Here is a 17,148-nt window from a genome sequence, read left to right on the forward strand (position 1 = left end):
CCGGAAACGGAGCTGTGGCGGGTGCCCCCGCCACAGCTCCGTTCGGTTAGTCGACGATGCCGGCTGACCCTCTAGTCGTTCCGTCGGACTGTAGCCGACTCACGCCGCCTGGCCGCCGCGCCGCCGATCAGAATCATCGCCAGTCCGCCCGTGATGACCCCACCCGCGATCAGCAGGGACATACCCGGGTTCGAGCCCGTCATCGGCAGGTAGCTTGAGCCACCACCCTCACCGCCGCCACTGGGGGTTTCTTCGCTGGTCACGGTGTTGGTGATCGTTGCGTCGACGAAAGCGCCGGTCGCGATGGTGACGGTCACAGCATCCGTCGCTTCAACCTGAACACCGCCCGTCGACCCGTTCGCTGATTCGGTGACGGTGCACTCGGTGCCCGACGGGATGCCCTGGAATATCTGGATGTATGAATCCGCCGTTGCACCAGCCGGTATCGAGAAGGTGTCGGTCAACGCCTCACCGCAGTCGATATCGATGACGATCTCACCCTGAAGCCCTGCAGCGCCTCCGGTGATTACCTTCGTCACCCGAAGGGCCCCCGGCTGGTAGTTGACCGTGTTGGTGATGGTTGCGTCGACAGTAGCTCCCGGCGCAACGGTCACGGTTACGTCCTCCGTCGGTTCGACCACGACGGTGTCGGTTGCACCGGTTTCGGTCTCCGTCACCGTGCATTCGGTGTTGGCCGGGAGGTTGTCGAAGGTCTCAACGTAGGAGTCCGCCGTCGCTCCCGCGGGGATCGTGACGGTATCGGTGAGCGCTTCGCCACAGTCGATCTCGAGAACGATCTCGCCCTGCAGGCCTGCCGCGTCTCCCGTGATGACCTTGGTCACGCTCAGGCTGCCCGGCTGGAACGTCACCGTGTTGGTGATGATCGCTTCGGCAGTCGCTCCCGGCTCGATGGTGACAGTCACGTCCTCCGTAGGATCGACCACAACGGCGGATGATTCGCCGGTTTCAGTTTCCGTGACGGTGCACTCCGTGCCCGACGGCAGGTCCGTGAACGTTCGCACGTAGGAACCCGCGGTCGACCCGGCAGGGATCGTGAAGGTCTCGGTCAGAGCCTCACCACAATCGACGTCGAGAACGATGTCCTCCTGGGATCCGGCACCTTCACCGGTGAGAACCTTCCTCACCTGGAGAGCACCCGGCTGGAACGTGACCGTGTTCGTGATTGTCGCTTCAGCAGTCGCACCTGGCTCGATCGTGACGGTCACGTCCTCGGTCGGGTCGACCACAACCGTGGACGACTCACCCGTTTCCGTTTCCGTGATCGTGCACTCTGCTCCCGACGGCAGGTCCTCGTAGGACTGGACGTAGGAATCCGCAGTGGACCCGGCAGGGATCGTGAAGGTCTCGCTCAGAGCCTCACCACAATCAATGCTCAGGACGATGTCCTCCTGCGAACCGGCAGCTTCACCCGTGATCACCTTCGTCACGTTCAGAACACCAGGCCGGAACGTCACAGTGTTCGTGATCTCCGCCGCGGCCCCTTCACCGGGCGGGATCGTGACGGTCACGTCCTCCGTGGGATCGACCACAACCGTGGACGACTCACCCGTTTCGGTCTCGGTGATCGTGCACTCTGCTCCCGACGGCAGGTCCTCGTAGGACTGGACGTAGGAATCCGCAGTGGACCCGGCAGGGATCGTGAAGGTCTCACTCAGAGCCTCACCACAATCAATGCTCAGGACGATGTCCTCCTGCGAACCGGCAGCCTCACCCGTGATCACCTTCGTCACGTTCAGAACACCAGGCCGGAACGTCACAGTGTTCGTGATCGTCGCTTCAGCGGTAGCGCCTGGCTCGATCGTGACGGTCACGTCCTCCGTCGGGTCGACCACAACCGTGGACGACTCACCAGTTTCCGTCTCCGTCACCGTGCACTCGGTACCGGCCGGCAGGTCCGTGTAGGACTGCACGTACGAATCCGCAGTAGAACCGGCAGGAATGGTGAATGTCTCCGACAGAGCCTCACCACAATCAATGGTCAGGACAATGTCCTCCTGCGAACCCGCAGCCTCACCCGTGACAACCTTCGTCACGTTCAGAACACCAGGCCGTAACGTCACGGTGTTCGTGATCGTCGCCTCAGCAGCCGCACCCGGCTCAATCGTCACGGTCACATCCTCGGTGGGATCAACCAGAACCGTGGACGACTCACCCGTTTCCGTCTCCGTCACCGTGCACTCGGTACCCGCTGGCAGATCCGCGTAGGACTGCACGTAAGAATCGGCGGAAGACCCGGCAGGGATCGTGAAGGTCTCACTCAGAGCCTCACCACAATCAATGGTCAGGACGATGTCCTCCTGAGAACCCGCAGCCTCACCCGTGACAACCTTCGTCACGTTCAAGCTGCCCGGCTGATTGGTTACCGTGTTGGTGATCGTCGCGTCGACGATCGTTCCCGGCGTCACGGTTACGGTGACATTCTCCGTCGGTACCACCAGGGCAGTTTGTGTCGTCCCGGTCTCGGTTTCCGTGACCGTGCACTCGGTGTTCGCCGGAATATTGTTGAACGTCTGAACATAGGAATCGGCCGTCGCGCCCGCCGGTATCGTGACGGTCTCGCTCAGCGCTTCGCCGCAGCTCACCTGGAGGACGATCGCACTTTGCTGGCCGGCGGCCTCACCCGTGACAACCTTCGTCACCCGGAGACCGCCCGGCTGGAAGGTAGCCGTGTTCGTGATCGTCGCGTCGGACGTCGCACCCGGTGCAATGGTGACTGTCACGTTCTCCGTGGGATCGACCACAACCGTGGACGATTCACCGGTTGCGGTTTCCGTGACGGTGCACGACGTCCCAGCGGGAAGGTCGGTGTAGGACTGGACGTAGGAGCCGGCAGCAGAGCCGGCAGGGATCGTGAAGGTCTCCGCAAGAGCGGCGCCGCAGTCAATGGCGAGGACGATGTCCTCTTGAGAGCCCGCTGCCTCACCGGTAACGACCTTCGTCACATTCAGCACACCCGGCCGGCTGGTGACCGTGTTCGCGATGGTGACTGTCTCGCCGTCCCCATCGATGGTTGCTTCCTGAGGTGCGTCGGTCGTCACCTCAACGGTCGTTGTCGACCCTGTCGTTGGCTCGGTGACCGTACAGGTGTTTCCTTCCGGAATTCCCGGGTAGGTGAAGGTCTGCGTTGCGGTCGTGTTGGCGGGGATCTCGGCTGTGTATCTGTAATCCTCGCCGCAGTCGATGAGAAGTTGAATCGGACCCTGTTGACCAACAGCATCGCCGGCGAAGGTCTTGTTGACCGTCAGGCTTCCGACAGTGAAGAAACTGTGTGTCGCCTGCGCTACTGCTTCGAGTTCGGTGGTCTGCGCCAGAATCAGGTGCTGGGCCTCGGTCAGGTCGGGGTCGTTGCCGTCATAGATATACACCTGGCCCCGCTGCACGGTCACAGCGGCCCGGGCGCTCAGCGTCGTGTCGTTGGCCGTCGTTGCGGTACTCGTGATCCAGAGGGAGGTGCCGGATGCCACTGTGCTGTTGTTGGGCACAGGGATGGTCGCCGCCTCGTCGGCGAAAAGCGCGTACCCGTCGGGCACCGAGACAGTCAACTCGGCGGCATTCTCTGCCTCGACGACGAAGGGACCACCCGTTCCACCGACGGGTGCCTCGGCTGTCGTCGGAGTGATCGTGACGTTGGGAGCGGGCGGTTCTACGACGGGCCCGTTTGTCTGCGCCTCCTGGACAATCGCCGCTACTGCGCTCCGCAAAGGTCCCGGCGCGGTGCTCAGCACGAAGCCATCAGTGAAGTACCAGATCGCGGCCTGGACCGCGGCGGCCTTCTGGGTGTTCGTCAGGCCGGTCGGTCGGTTCGTGGTCGGGTAGTAGTTGTTGAGGATGTAGGTCACGTAACCGATGTTGGGAATGGTTGATTCTTCCCAGGTGCCGCTTTCGTACCCGACCCCGTTCTGCGTCTGGACCCGGATGTTGATGCAGTACATCTCCGCCGTCAGGGTCGGGTCGGAGAGCGATGCCGTCCGGATGGTCCCCGCCCACGAGCTTTCTGGTGAATAGCCGGTGGTCGGATTAGTGGTGGGGTACCCCGCCGTGGGGTCCTGGGTGGTGGGTGTTGTCGGAAGGAACCCCTGGACTGTCTGGCCGGTACCACGGCCGAGGACCTGAATCTCTGTGTTTGACGCTCGCGGCGAGTTGCCACCGGGCTGGGGATCAGGTTCGGCGGCCCCGGCTGCGTTGCCGAAGGGCATGAGGAGCATCGCGAGCATCGCGAGAACGGCTGCGATCGAGAACACGAGTCGATATGGCGCGAACCGCCCGATCGAGCGAGCACTGAAACTGGGTGCGGCGTTCATTTGAATCCTCAACTTCATTACGTGAACGGGTCACATTGGGCAGAACGGCCTTATTACAACCGCCGATCGAGTCCGGGACCAGTGGAGCCAGCGAGCCGCCGAACACTAACGGCGATCATCCACGTCGCTACGGCACCGAGTAGAGGCGAATGTCCCGCGGGGGCCCGGCACCCGTGCGCTCGATTCGACCTGCGGATGCCGGCGGCATCCGTTTCACCTTCCTGAAATTTGCTTCAGGAGGCTTCCTGCACGCTTTTCCGGGGAAGGGTTCGGGCGCATGGCGCTCGGCCCCTCCCTTTGCAGGCTCGGCGAATTGTGCGGCGCAATGCGCGCCCGCAGCGGTCGCGCGTCGACCCGTGCGGAAGCGGGGCCTGATGGAAGCGGCGCCAGAGTGGAAGCGGAGCCAAAGCGCAAGGGGGTTCTGGGTATCGAGCAGCCCCCGTAACCTCGACGCATGAGTGACGAGACACTGAACCCAGGACAGGGCGTACCGAGCGGCGACCCTGTCGAAGAGACCCCGAGTGGTGACCTCAACGACGTCGAGCAGACCACGAAGGACCGGTCGTACAGTCCGTCGAGCGCGGTCGAGACCGAGGAACTGCAGAACGCGGGCGGCGATTCACCGGCCCTCGACGATCCCGACATCGATAATGACAACGTCACTCTGTTGCCTGGCACGGGTGGACCCGATGACGTCGGCGACATCGACGTGGACCCGGGTGAGATCGATATGAGCGGGAACGCCGGCAAGCCTCACACTGACTGACGGCGGTCGGAGTCGTTTCCTCCCCAGCCTGAGACCCGGTTCGGGTTCTCCACAGTTCGAAGTTGATCGAAGATATATTCGAAACTGAGGCGGTTTTGCGATAGAATCAGAGCATGCCTCAGATTCTCGATCGGTTGCCCGAGGTGGTCGCACAGCTGCGAGCCACCCTCGGGCTTCCGGTTCGTCCTGGCGACGATGAGAGCGTGGGGCGACTTGGTTTCGGGCTCCATTCCGGCCCTGGTTCTGGTTCTGGTTCTGGTTCTGGTTCTGGTTCTGGTTCTGGTTCTGGTTCTGGTGCTGGTGCTGGTGCTGGTGCTGGCGCAGAGCTCAGCGAAACCGATCTGCTCGGGCGCCTCAGCGCCGACGATGTTGAGCTGTTCACGCAGACCGCCGCCGAGGTGATGAAGCTCGGTGAGGCCTTGGTGACGATCGGTGCCGGGCAAATCGCCAAGCTCTCCGAGCGTGACCTCGGATACTCCGGCTTGGCGCAGCGCCGGGGGCTTCGAACTCCAGAACAACTCGTTCAGTCCATCACGGGGTCCACCCGTGGCGAAGCAGCAAAACAGGTGCGCGTAGGCACCGCGCTCGGCGAGGCCGAGGCGGCCGAGCGTTTGCGAGCTGCGGCGGAACGCGAGGCGGCGGCGCAGCCGAAGAGCGATGACGGTTCCGACGGGGGAGACCCCGAGATGGCGTTCTGCCTTCCAGTGGATGTGCCGTGGCACTCTCCCGTTTCTCTCGCGGTGGCCAATGGTGAGCTGTCCGCGACCGCCGCCGGTGCAATCACCCGGGGCCTTGGTGAGCCGACGGATACTGTTCCAGCAGAGCTCCTGCGCTCGGCGGCCGAGCGGCTCCTGCTCGTCGCCGCGACGACTGATGCCGACGAGCTTTCCCGGCTGGCACGTGAGGAACGCAATCAGATCGATGTCGCGGGCATTGCCCAGCGAGAGAATGCCCTGCATGAGATGCGCGGACTCCGGATGCTCCGGCGTGACGCCACAGGAATGCGCGGCGTTGCGATCAGGCTCGACCCCGAGAACGAAGCGCTCTTTTCCGGACTGATCGATACAGCCACCAGCCCACGCCGGGGCGGGCCGCGATTCGTGGATCCCAAGCACGTCGCGGCCGCAGAGCGGCTCGTGCGTGACCCCCGCAGCACCGAGCAAATTGCGCTCGACACACTGATCCACCTGATGGAGTTCGGGGCCAAGGCCGACCCGGATACCGTCTTCGACCGCATGGTGTCGGTCCGGTTCATCGTCCCCACCGAGGGCCACCAGCGGCCAGGGGCAACTCCGCCCTGCGGTCCGCGCGGCCCTGCGGAAGAGGATCACCACGGATCGTGGCTGGGGCGCTCCGGGGAACAGGTCCGTGGCGGGTGCAACGTGAACGGGTCCAGCCCGCAGGAGGACAATGGATCGGGCTTGAGCGAAACCGGTGACCAAGACGACCGCGGGTCGGGGCTGAACAGGGCCGGGGTGTCACAGCCGGAGCACGAGGGTGGATCGTGCTGTACGAGTCCAGGGATGCTCGAAGACTCACACGAGCAGGTATCGGCGGCGACCGTCGAGCGCGCCATGTGCGTTGCAGAACTCACAGCGATTCTGCTCGGAGGCGACAAGGTCCCATTCGAATCGTCCATCTCCATGCGCCTCTTCAACCGCAGGCAGCGTCGCGCTCTCGCCGCTCGCGATGGAGGGTGCATGTTCCCGGGCTGCGATCGCCCGGTCTCCTGGACGGAAGCGCACCATATCGTCCCGTGGAAAACGTCGAAGAAGACTCAGGTCATCGATGGAATCCTGTTGTGCAGGCACCACCACATGCTCGTCCATAACAACGGCTGGGTTATTGTGCGCCGTGTCGCCGAGTATTACCTCGTGCCTCCGGCGAGTATCGACCCCGAGCGGAACGAGATTCTGCTCGAGAGCAAGTCCGCCCTGATGAGGGCGCGGAAACCGGCTGGAGCACCATCAGAGCGAGGTGCGGCAACGATTCCGCCAGGGTAGGCCGATCGCACGCTTCTCCAGTTGGAACGGGTCGGTAACCGGCCATTCTGAGCCGATGGGCGGCCTGTCTGCCAAACGGTCGGTAGCTTCTCCGCACCCGAGTGGATTGACCAGCCGCCCACCTAGAAGCGGTCCGCGAGCTTCTCCACGTCGTCGATTGCTCCGGACGACTCGGCGAGCGCCGTGTCACCGTTCCGGTCGTTGATGCCAGCGAGGACTCCGTAGACGAAGGTCCTCTCCCCTTCCGCGTCGGCACGGTTCGCCGTGAGTACCAGGTGCTGACCGAACAACACACTGTCGTGATGTTCACCGAGCGTGTCCTGCACGAGCTCACCCGCTTTCGCGACGCGTTCGTACTTCGAGCCGAAGCCCTTCTTTCCTGCCACGGTCTCGGCGACATACCGCAACCTCCGTGCCGCCCGCCTCACCGCGTGCAGCTGCACCTCAAGGTCCGTTCCGGCATTGCCGATGGCATCCGCACGCTTCTTCACCCGACGGATCTCTCGACGGATCGTTTTCCGCACCACCTTTTTCGCTGGTTTCAGTGCGGCCTTGGTCAACGGAGGATCGGCGACGAACTCGTCGAGCGCATCGAGCAGCCGAAAGTACGCGGTTGACGTCATCAGTTGGCGAAGGCGATCGTGAGCCTCCCGGTAGTCAACTTTGGCACCGTCGATAAGTCGCGATCGGGCATCGTCATCATCCTCCTGCGGCGGCAACCCGTCGAGGTATGCGATCGCGCGCATCCCACGCACCTCAACATCTCGCACCTCGCCGAGGGCGGCACCGAACCGCTTAAGGCGGTCGCGCAGGTCATCGGTGACGGAACGGTCGAACAACTTTCGATACGCGGCGAGCACGCTTCGCAGCCGCCGTACGGTCGTCCTCATCCGATGGACGGCATCCGGTTCGTCGTCACGCGCCGCTGGGTCCGCCTGCTCGAGGGTCAGAACCAGCTCGGAGAGAGCCTCGACGACAACGGATGCCGCACTGCCGTCCGGCAGATCGGCATCCGTCGACTCCTCCTCGACCTGACCGATCTCGTGGGGCGGAACGACGTCGGTGAGCGAATCGCTCCCGAGCGTACGGGCCAGTTTCGAGACACTCGACGACGGGTGCGCACCGACGACTCCAAGCATCCGTTCGATCTGGTCCAACAGCACTGTCCTGCCCTCTTCGGTATCGGGAGCACCGCCGAGCAACTCGACTTCCCACTCACGCCACCTGCGCAGAGCTTCATGGCGGATGTCGGTCGCCTCGACCTCGTCATCGGCAAGCTCAACCACCCCGACACCAGCCGCGTCCTTGAGGTGGACCGCGGTACGCGTCGTCGAGATCCGTGCGAGCGGAGTTACCTCGCGGTCACGCACCCACACACGCACAGGTTCGAGCACAGCATCAGGAACCGCGCCGGTATCTTCCCCGAGGGGCCAGTGCAACTCGGTACGCCCCTCCGCCGCCGGCTTTTTGATGTGCCAGCCCGCGTCTGAACCGCCCTCGCGCCGGCGGATGATGATCCGACGCCTCGCCAGATCGAGATCCGCCGTGTCGTAGTAGACCGCCTCGAGGGTGACCGGGTCCTTCACGTCCATCGATGCAATGCCCGCTACCCCCACCAGCTCAGGGAGCTGCACATCACGGTCGACGTCATACTTGCGTTCGATCTCGACCTGCGAGCGTCCCGGTTCCGAAGAGTTGGTCATATGTCCTGTTTACCCTCTCGGGACCGATGCTTCCATTCGGGCCAGTGGAAACCGGCGGTGCCGCCCGAGCGCCGATGGCTCCGAGCGGGGCAGTGAACCGCCGGTTCAATGACGGATGCCATGACCGATCCCGTGAACGGATGCCATGACCGGATGCCATCGTCAACCCCTGTGACGCAGGGCTTTACCCGGCGTACGCTCACCACATGACGACCAACGACTCCGGTGAGTTCTCCCGCGAATCCAACCCCACATCCACCGATCCGCTCGACAGCGACGCAAACCCCTCGGATGACGCGGGTTTCGGATCCGACGACGGAATCGGCGATGGCACAGGAATGGGCGAGGGCAACGGTAACGCCGGACAGTCGTCGGAGGACACCCCCTCAGAATGAGCGGCAATCTCTCGCCGTCTGACCTCGACCTCGATCCGTCCAGCGGCTCGCCCCAGCAGCTCTACCGCTGGTTTCTGGCGAGCGTCCTGTTCGGGCGTCCAATCCAGCAGTCCGTGGCCGCCGAGACCTATCGGGTCCTGATCAAGCGGGACTTCACGAGCCCGCAGAAGTTCGGTGAGATCGGCAGGGAACCGCTCAGACGGCTCCTCGATCAGGGCGGGTACGTTCGCCTCGATTACCAAATGGCCGACACTCTGCACGCGGTGATGCGCTCCATCATCAGCGACCACGGGTCGGTGCATCGGCTTGTTGCCACCGCCGAGAACGAGGCCGAACTGACCAGGCGCCTCACTGCGCTCAAGGGAATCGGACCCGTCACCGCACGGATCTTCACCGACCAGATACCCGCAGCGCTCTACGGCTCGGCACGCGAGGACGCCCGCGACTAGTCCCGCCCCTTGGGCTGAAGAGTCACCGGATCAACGAGCGTCCCGACGAGAGTGCGCGACCACCACGCACCGGTCCTGCGCTTCTCTTCCGGCGTGGAATACCTGTAGCGGAATACGCGCGCGCGGATCCAGCGCGGTGGTGCCATCGGAAACGGATTGGCACCGAGCAACCGCACCATGCGGTAATCGCCGGCGAGCAGCCGCACGATCAGCATCTGGAACCAGCGGTTGTCTGGCGCCCCGAGCGCGAGAAACCACATCAGCCAGTCCAGCCTGAGGTGGTATGGCGCGATCTGCGGCGGCATCCGATTTACATCGCCCGGCTTGCCCTTGAATTCGTAGGCCAACCACTCCGAGTCGGGTCCGGGGTGCTCGTCAGTGCAGCCCTCGACAATCACCTCGAGCCGCACCTTCGTCACCGTCCCAAAAGCGCCATACGCGTTCACCAGGTGGTACCTGTTGAAACTCGCGTTCATGAGCTGGTGCCGCGCAAACAGGTTCGCAAGCGGCCGCCAACTGAGAACGACGAGGAACGCGGTCACGGCAATCACGACGACCACGAACCAGAGCGGCGTCTCCGGCTGCTCCGCATCGAGCACGAGGGCGGGGAACACCGCCTGCACCGCTTCATCACTCACCGCTGAAAAAGCGAGCACGATCGTGATCCAGTTGAGCCAGGCAAAGTTGCCGGTGAACACCAGCCAGAGCTGGGTCAGAATGATGATCAACGCAGCGACGGATGCCACCGGCTGCGGTGCAAACAGGAAGAACGGGACGACGAGCTGGGTGAAGTGACTGCCAAGCACCTCGCCCTTGTGGAACCACCGCGGCAGATGGTGTGCGTACCAGCTGACCGGGTTCGGCATCGGCTGGGTCTCGTGGTGATAGGTCAGTGCGGTGAGGTCGCGCCACTCGGATCCGCCACGCATCTTGATCATTCCTGCACCGAATTCGAGCCGGAAAACCAACCAGCGCAGGAAGATGATCACCAGGAGGGGCGGGGCGATCTCATCCGAGCCAAGGAAGGCGACGATGAACCCGGCCTCGCACAGCAGGCTCTCCCAGCCAAAACCGTAAAACGTCTGGCCGATGTTGACGATGGAGAGGTACCCGACCCAGAGCAGCAGGAAAGCCACCATGGGCAACCACGGTGGTCCCTGCTGCGGCAGACCGACCACCAGTGTCGCCGATAAGCCCGCCCCCGCCGAGGCAATACCGAGCAGAAACGAGTCGCTGTACTTCCAGTGGAACAGACTCGGGGACTGCCGGAACGTGACCCGACTCAGAAACCACGGCGCTGGCGCCAGGCCCCGCTCACCGAGCAGTGCAGGAAACTGGTTGGCCGCAGAAATGAAGGCGATCAGGTAGAGCGCTGCGATGCCGCGCTGAAGCACCTGGCGCGCCAGCTCGTAGTCCCCCGCTGCAAACCACTCCATGATGGTGCCGACGGTAGTCCCGGCATCCGGGGTGCTGTCAACCGGTTGATGAAGCGCACGTAAACGGGTCGGTTTGCCACCACACCCGGTGCTTGTGCAGCCCCGACGACCGCTGACCAGACGGTTGATCGCCCGACGGATGTCAACCGGGTAGAGAACAGCGGATGCGGCAGCGTAGCGTCGCAATGGATCGACCGGCGTGCGCATTCTGCGCGCCGCCTCGCACAACAAGGGAGACAGAGCGATGACGTTGAACAACCCATTCGATTCAACCCGTGCCGGACACTCGGCAACGCCGGGCTCCCCGGGCACAACGGGCCCGACCGGAGAACCCGTCGGCACCAGCCCTGACACCGTCAACACGGCATCCGGTCGAACCGATGCCGCCCACGGCGCCGACACGATCCCCGATCCCCACGACACGGCTGAGGTGACGACCACCACCGCCGAGGGACTCATTGACGCCGGCATCAGCGATGCGGTGACAGCACCGAGTACCGAGGAAGAGACGACCGACCCCTCGTCGCCCGAGTTCCACGCCGCTGAAGACGACGACATGGTCACGATCGCCAGGCTGGTCAAGGCGTCGAAAATTGCACTGCTCACCACTGTCACGCCGAGCGGCCAGCTGCACAGCCGCCCGCTTGCCACCCAGGAGAGCGACTTCGACGGTGACCTGTGGTTCTTCACCCAGGACCCGAGTTCGAAGGTGGATGACATCCGCTCGAACGACCAGGTCAACGCCGCTTTCGAGTCTGGCAAGGGCTACCTCTCCATCTCGGGCTCGGCAACGCTCGTGCACGACCGCGACAAGATCAACGAACTGTGGAGCCCCGCCCTCGAGGCCTGGTTCCCCGACGGCAAGGACGACCCGACGGTCGCCCTGATCAAGGTCAGCGCGCAGTCGGCCGAATACTGGGCGACGAACGAACCGGGCGTTGTAACCATGTTCAAGATCGCGAAAGCCGTGGTGACCGGAAGTCAGCCCGACATCGGCGACAACAAGTCGGTTGACCTCTAGGCGGCTGGTCAACCCAGGTAGTCGTCTGGCGCGATCCAGCGCACACCCCGCTTGTGGCTGAGCAGTTGCGCTCGAACCGGCACGCCAGCCGCGGCACATTCGGCACTCAGCTGCCGAGCCCACGCCCGGTCGAGCTGGCTGAGGTCGGCACCCGCGTATCGCTCCCAGACCAGAATCACGCGGACCGCCCCCGCGGACTCCATGATGGCCGCCACGCCGGTCGCCAGAGCATGGGCGTCCGCGGGGCGGGGCTGCACCGGAAAGTCGTCGATCGGGACGAGCATGGGCAGCTGAATATCGTCATCGTCGAGAAAGAGCAGCCAGAGCTGCCGTCGGGAGGCACGACCGATGAGGGCACTCACCCGCTGTTCAATGAGCTCGTCTGTGTCGAGCGGTTGCTGATTCGCCGTCGAGGCGCTGATCTCTGTCATGGTTCGATACTCGGCCGTGGTGCCGTCCCCGGCCCACGGCATCCCTGATCTGTGGAGAAATGGATGCCTGTGGACAAACGGATGCCTGTGGACAGCGCACGACGTAGCTTGGGAACATGACAGTAGAGATCCCTGAGCACCTCCGACACCTGCTGGTCGACGCAAACTTCGGCAGCCTCGCGACAGTGCGACCGGACAACACAGCGCAGGTCAACCCGATGTGGTTCGAGTTCGACGGTGAGAACCTGCTGTTCACACACACGACCAAGCGGGCGAAGTTCCGTAACCTGCAGAAGAACCCGTCGATGGCGTTCTCGATCTTCGATCCGGAGAACCCGCTGAGCTACGTCGAGCTGCGTGGAGAACTCGCCGAGGTACGCCCGGACCCCACGGGTGCGTTCTACGTACGGCTCGGCAAGCGCTACGGCAACGCCACGCAAGAGGCGCCGCCCGACAGTGCCGATCGCGTGATTCTGGTGATGAAGATCACGCGGGTGATCGGCCGCTGAACCGGCGGCGCCTCTGCTGAAGCTGCGAAACTAGGCGGTCTGCCCGGAGTGCTCGCCCTCGGCGATTTCCTCGACAAACTTGGCGTTGAACGCCGGCAGGTCATCGGGTGTCCTGCTCGAAACGAAGCCGCTGTCGACGACGACTTCCTCGTCGACCCAGTTCGCTCCGGCGTTGATCAGGTCGGTCTTGAGGCTCGGGTAGCTCGTGAGTTCGCGGCCACGGACGACGCCGGCCTCGATCAGGATCCACGCACCGTGGCAGATGACGCCAACCGGCTTGTGCTCCTCGAAGAAGCTGCGGGCGAACGCCACCGAAGCTTCGTCCATGCGCAGGTGATCAGCGTTGACAACGCCGCCTGGCAGCATGAGCGCGTCGAACTTGGATGCTGACGCGTCGGCTGAACGCACGTCGACGTCCTGCTCGTGCCCGTTCTTACCCTCGATCGTGCCGATTTCGGGTGAGACGAGAACGGCTTCGCCACCGGCATCCGTCACCGCCTGCCACGGGCTCGTCAGCTCGGAGTCTTCAAAACCATCGGTCAGCAGAAATGCGACCTTCTTGCCAGAGATATTCTCAGTCATCGTGCTCCTTTCGGGGTCTGCCACGTTACGCCCTGGCCCATGCGCGGGCACAGGCCTTGACGAGTGCTCCACCAGCCACTATCCACGGGGCGGATGCCGGACACGAGGCGCCGGGACCTGCTGCGCACGTTGGTTGGGGCCCGCTTTCACTTCGCCAGGGCATCCAGCACGAGGTCGATGGCCTCACTCACGATTTCGCTGGCGTACGGTTCGGCGAGAATCGCCCTGGCCTGGCGCGCAAACCGGTCGGGGTCGCCTGTCCCGGAACGTAACGCCCGGAGCGGGGCGAGGAGCGCCGCGCGACGGAGCCACACGTTGTTTTCTCCGAGCCAGCGGTCGAGGGCCGCACGCGCCCGGCTCTGGCCCACGTCGTCCAACCGCTCGATCATCGGCCCGACGACGTCGGTCGCGAGCGGGTCGACCAGCGAGCGAACCCGTCCGTCACGAAGGAACCCTTCGATTCTGGTCAGATCCGAGTTGTCGAGCATCACCACGTGTGACTGCAACACCACGACAGCCGCGAGACGCCGTTCGTAAACCGGAGCCATCCACAGTTCGGACGCCAGTGCGGTGATCTCGTCGTGCGACATCCCGCGGTATTTGCGCATGGCATCCCGTACGGTACCCCGCACGGCACCAACGGACGCACCGTACGACTCCAGTCCACTCGACTCCCGGTCGTCGGCGGGCGGCGTCCACGCGGCCTCCCGCTGCAGAGCCGCGTCGATGAACTCGCCGGCCTCAGTCATTACACAATTCTCGCTCAGCCCGTCCTTGGAGCTGAGCCCGAGCGCGCTGGCAACCTCAGCGTGCTGGCCTGGCGAACCGGTGGTCGGGGTCGAGGGTGTCGAGAATCCGCCCCATGATGCGGTCGAGGTCTGCGATGTCCGTGGCGTCCAGCGGGTCGATGACGTTGTCCCTCACTGTGTTCACGTGGCCGGGCGCCGTCGCCACGACTTTCGCCATCCCGGCCTCGGTCAGGTGCGCATTTGTTGCCCGCTTGTCTTCCGGGCAGGGCCGTCGTTCGATGTACCCCTTCTTCTCCAGCCGGGATGCCACGTGCGAGAGCCGGGGAAGCGTCGCGTTCGTCGCCGATGCCAGCGCCGTCATCCGAAGCACGTGCTGAGGCGACTCCGAGAGCATGGCGAGCACGAAATACTCGAAATGACTGAGTTCGGCGTCTCGCTGCAGTTGCGAGTCGAGCACGCCGGGCAACAGCTCGACCACCGCAACGAACTTCTTCCATGCGTTGAGTTGGTCGTCATCGAGCCAGCGTGGTTCAGTCATGCAGCCAGTCTACTAATGCTTGACGCTACAACCATCCATTATCCGCGGGTTCGCGCTGTGCCACGCGGTTTCGTACCCTGTATAGCAGTGCGCCCACAGGTGCTCACGAGTCACTCGGTGCGTTGTGTGCTTAGAATGAGCACGGCGACACCGGTCGACCCGACCGCTCCGTCGACCCAGCGCAGGCAGCGCCGCCACGCCCGCAGATGCGGAGCACACCACACGCCCACAAGGCGAACCCATCGAGAAGGGTGGCGATCATGACGACGTTTAACACACCGAAGAAGCACAAGACGGCGACCGAGAGCGCCGCCGACGCGTTCCGACGTGACAACCCCATCACGGCATCGATGCCCATCATCAGCGAGTCCCCGGAACTGGTGCTGCTGTCGAACGGCAACTGGCAGAACCGGTTCTCCCGCGATGACGTCGTTCTTCGCAAGGGCGAGTTCACGCTGATCAACGGGCACCTCACGCCGCGTGAGTCCATGATCACCGACCTTCTCAGCATCCGTCGGGTGCTCGAAGAGGCCGACATCCCGTACCTCCTCGTGCGGGGCAGCAACGGCAACCCGGTCATCGCCGTCGACCGCAAGTGCCGCAAACAGCTCTCTGCCGCGTTCGCCACCGCCTATGAGGACGAACCGTTCTACGCGAAGTCCATCGACCCGGCCACCCTTCGCGACGGCGGAAAGCCCGGTAAGTCGCCGGATGCCATTCCCTTCCTGCTCGCGGACGGCACGTTCGCCAGCGATAAGAAGGCCACGGTGTTCCGTCTGTATCGCCCGCGCATCGAGCCAATCGGGCGGTTGCGTTACGGACCGGATACCGCCGTGCAGCTCGAGCTGTGGCGTTTTGGCGAAGACGAAATCGTCGCGCCCGTCGAGAACGCGTTGATGCGTCGCTGGCTGCCGCGCTCTGAAGCACTCGAAGACACGGTCGAGATGTTCGGCCAGAGCTGGCCCACCCTTCAGAACATGTTCGCCGACCTGGCGAGTGATGTGACGTTCGACGTCGACATGGTCTTCTCCTGGGTTGACGGGTCAAGCGAAGAGTTCCAGCGCGCACGTGCGAAGCGGATGCAGAACTACGTCGTCGGCGACGGTGACGACTCGGACGCTCGGTTCCGGCAGATCAACGAACTCAAGTACGCGCTCAGGAGCGTCTACATGTTCGCGCCGTGGGTGCGCCGCATCTTCATCGTCACCGACTCGCCGCGTCCCGAGTGGCTGGCAGAGCACCCCGCCGTCACACTCGTGCGCAGTGAAGATCACTTCAAGGACACGAGCGTGCTCCCCACGCACAACTCGCACGCCGTCGAAGCCCAGTTGCACTACATCGACGGGCTCTCAGAGCACTTCCTGTACTCGAACGACGACATGTTCTTCGGTCGACCGATCAGCCCCGACATCTTCTTCTCGCCCGGCGGAATCACGAAGTTCGTCGAGGCATCCACGCGCATCGGGCTTGGCGACAGCGACCCGTCGCGCAGTGGTTACGAGAATGCGGCTCGCGTCAACAGAGGGCTGCTCCGCGAGCGCTTCGGCAAGGTCACGACGAGGCACCTCGAGCACTCTGCCGCTCCGATGCGCAAAAGCGTTCTGCACGAGCTGGAGGCCGAGTTCCCTGAAGAATTCGCGCGTACAGCTGCGAGCCGATTCCGCTCCGCGACCGACATCTCGGTGACCAACTCGCTCTACCACTACTACGGGCTCATGACCGGTCGGGCGGTCGTCCAGACCAATGCCCGCGTCAAGTACATCGAGACGACACTCAAGTCGTCGCTGCCATCGATGGAGCGGTTGCTCAAGCGCCGCGACCAGGACATGTTCTGCCTCAACGACGGTTCGAAGCCCGAGATCTCGGTCGAGAAGCGCACAGAGGCCGTGACTCGGTTCCTCGAGCACTACTTCCCGTTCGCAGCACCGTGGGAGACCGAAGTTGCGGTTCACGGAGCAGAGCCCGCGCACGTGCCTGAGACCATGACCGACTCGATCACCAGCTCAGTAACCGACGCGATCTAGCCGTTCGAGGCGACCACCAGCATCCGCGGCGCACAGCGACGTGAAGGCGGGCATCCGCTCGCGTCGATGACCAGCGGATGCCGTCACTCCAAACCGCGCGAGCGCCGAGCGAGATCACCCGTTGCGGTCGAGACCATCCGGCGGAACTGGTGCCCTCGACCGCAGCTGATGTCCTCGGTCGCTGCGCGCGAAAACATTCGTTCCGGACAAGATCACTCGT

Annotated in this window: 14 protein-coding genes; 7 read left to right on the top strand and 7 right to left on the bottom strand. The window is 63.8% G+C overall.

Annotated elements, in window-relative coordinates:
* Positions 1-71 precede the first annotated feature (71 nt).
* Positions 72-4,322, bottom strand: a complete 4,251-nt coding sequence (locus tag C3E77_RS14900; RefSeq protein WP_108392760.1) for a thioester domain-containing protein — start codon at positions 4,320-4,322, stop codon at positions 72-74.
* A gap of 454 nt (positions 4,323-4,776) precedes the next feature.
* Between C3E77_RS14900 and C3E77_RS14905 the strand changes: the two genes are divergently transcribed.
* A complete protein-coding gene (locus tag C3E77_RS14905; RefSeq protein ID WP_108392762.1) occupies positions 4,777-5,088 on the top strand; it encodes a hypothetical protein in 312 nt (103 codons plus the stop codon).
* 113 nt (positions 5,089-5,201) lie between these two features.
* On the top strand, positions 5,202-7,091 hold the full coding sequence (locus C3E77_RS14915; RefSeq protein ID WP_162925040.1) for an HNH endonuclease signature motif containing protein: 1,890 nt from the start codon (positions 5,202-5,204) through the stop codon (positions 7,089-7,091).
* Positions 7,092-7,213: 122 nt separating this feature from the next.
* Here the strand turns inward: C3E77_RS14915 and C3E77_RS14920 are convergent, their stop codons facing one another.
* Positions 7,214-8,794 (bottom strand): CYTH and CHAD domain-containing protein, encoded by a 1,581-nt coding sequence (locus C3E77_RS14920; protein WP_108392766.1) that lies wholly within the window; start codon positions 8,792-8,794, stop codon positions 7,214-7,216.
* A 206-nt stretch (positions 8,795-9,000) separates the two neighbouring features.
* Here C3E77_RS14920 and C3E77_RS14925 point away from each other — a divergent pair, with 206 nt between their 5' ends.
* Entirely contained in the window at positions 9,001-9,189 is a 189-nt protein-coding gene (locus C3E77_RS14925; RefSeq protein WP_108392768.1) for a hypothetical protein, read from the top strand.
* Positions 9,186-9,638 (top strand): DNA glycosylase family protein, encoded by a 453-nt coding sequence (locus C3E77_RS14930; protein WP_108392770.1) that lies wholly within the window; start codon positions 9,186-9,188, stop codon positions 9,636-9,638. Before C3E77_RS14925 ends, C3E77_RS14930 begins: the two co-directional genes overlap by 4 nt.
* Here the strand turns inward: C3E77_RS14930 and C3E77_RS14935 are convergent.
* Positions 9,635-11,074 (bottom strand): lipase maturation factor family protein, encoded by a 1,440-nt coding sequence (locus C3E77_RS14935; RefSeq protein WP_108392772.1) that lies wholly within the window; start codon positions 11,072-11,074, stop codon positions 9,635-9,637. The genes C3E77_RS14930 and C3E77_RS14935 overlap by 4 nt on opposite strands.
* A gap of 244 nt (positions 11,075-11,318) precedes the next feature.
* On the opposite strand from C3E77_RS14935, the gene C3E77_RS15700 reads away from it, so the two are divergent.
* Positions 11,319-12,095 (top strand): pyridoxamine 5'-phosphate oxidase family protein, encoded by a 777-nt coding sequence (locus C3E77_RS15700; RefSeq protein ID WP_234031233.1) that lies wholly within the window; start codon positions 11,319-11,321, stop codon positions 12,093-12,095.
* Positions 12,096-12,103: 8 nt separating this feature from the next.
* On the opposite strand, the gene C3E77_RS14945 is transcribed toward C3E77_RS15700, so the two are convergent.
* Positions 12,104-12,526: a hypothetical protein gene (locus tag C3E77_RS14945; RefSeq protein WP_162925041.1), complete on the bottom strand. Its 423-nt coding sequence runs from the start codon at positions 12,524-12,526 to the stop codon at positions 12,104-12,106.
* A gap of 116 nt (positions 12,527-12,642) precedes the next feature.
* Here C3E77_RS14945 and C3E77_RS14950 point away from each other — a divergent pair, with 116 nt between their 5' ends.
* Positions 12,643-13,035: a PPOX class F420-dependent oxidoreductase gene (locus C3E77_RS14950; protein WP_108392776.1), complete on the top strand. Its 393-nt coding sequence runs from the start codon at positions 12,643-12,645 to the stop codon at positions 13,033-13,035.
* Between the two features lie 30 nt (positions 13,036-13,065).
* On the opposite strand, the gene C3E77_RS14955 is transcribed toward C3E77_RS14950, so the two are convergent.
* The 3 genes from C3E77_RS14955 to C3E77_RS14965 form a co-directional block, all read right to left on the bottom strand.
* Positions 13,066-13,617, bottom strand: coding sequence for a type 1 glutamine amidotransferase domain-containing protein (locus C3E77_RS14955; RefSeq protein ID WP_108392778.1), 552 nt, complete (start codon positions 13,615-13,617; stop codon positions 13,066-13,068).
* Positions 13,618-13,763: 146 nt separating this feature from the next.
* Positions 13,764-14,366 carry a DNA alkylation repair protein gene (locus tag C3E77_RS14960; RefSeq protein WP_108392780.1) on the bottom strand — a complete coding sequence of 201 codons (603 nt, stop codon included), beginning with the start codon at positions 14,364-14,366 and terminating at the stop codon, positions 13,764-13,766.
* Between the two features lie 55 nt (positions 14,367-14,421).
* Positions 14,422-14,904, bottom strand: coding sequence for a MarR family winged helix-turn-helix transcriptional regulator (locus C3E77_RS14965; RefSeq protein WP_108392782.1), 483 nt, complete (start codon positions 14,902-14,904; stop codon positions 14,422-14,424).
* A gap of 260 nt (positions 14,905-15,164) precedes the next feature.
* Between C3E77_RS14965 and C3E77_RS14970 the strand changes: the two genes are divergently transcribed.
* A complete protein-coding gene (locus tag C3E77_RS14970) occupies positions 15,165-16,928 on the top strand; it encodes a stealth family protein (protein ID WP_234031234.1) in 1,764 nt (587 codons plus the stop codon).
* The last annotated feature ends 220 nt before the right edge of the window (positions 16,929-17,148 follow it).

The organism is Mycetocola zhujimingii, assembly GCF_003065425.1.
GTDB classification, from domain to species: domain Bacteria; phylum Actinomycetota; class Actinomycetes; order Actinomycetales; family Microbacteriaceae; genus Mycetocola_A; species Mycetocola_A zhujimingii.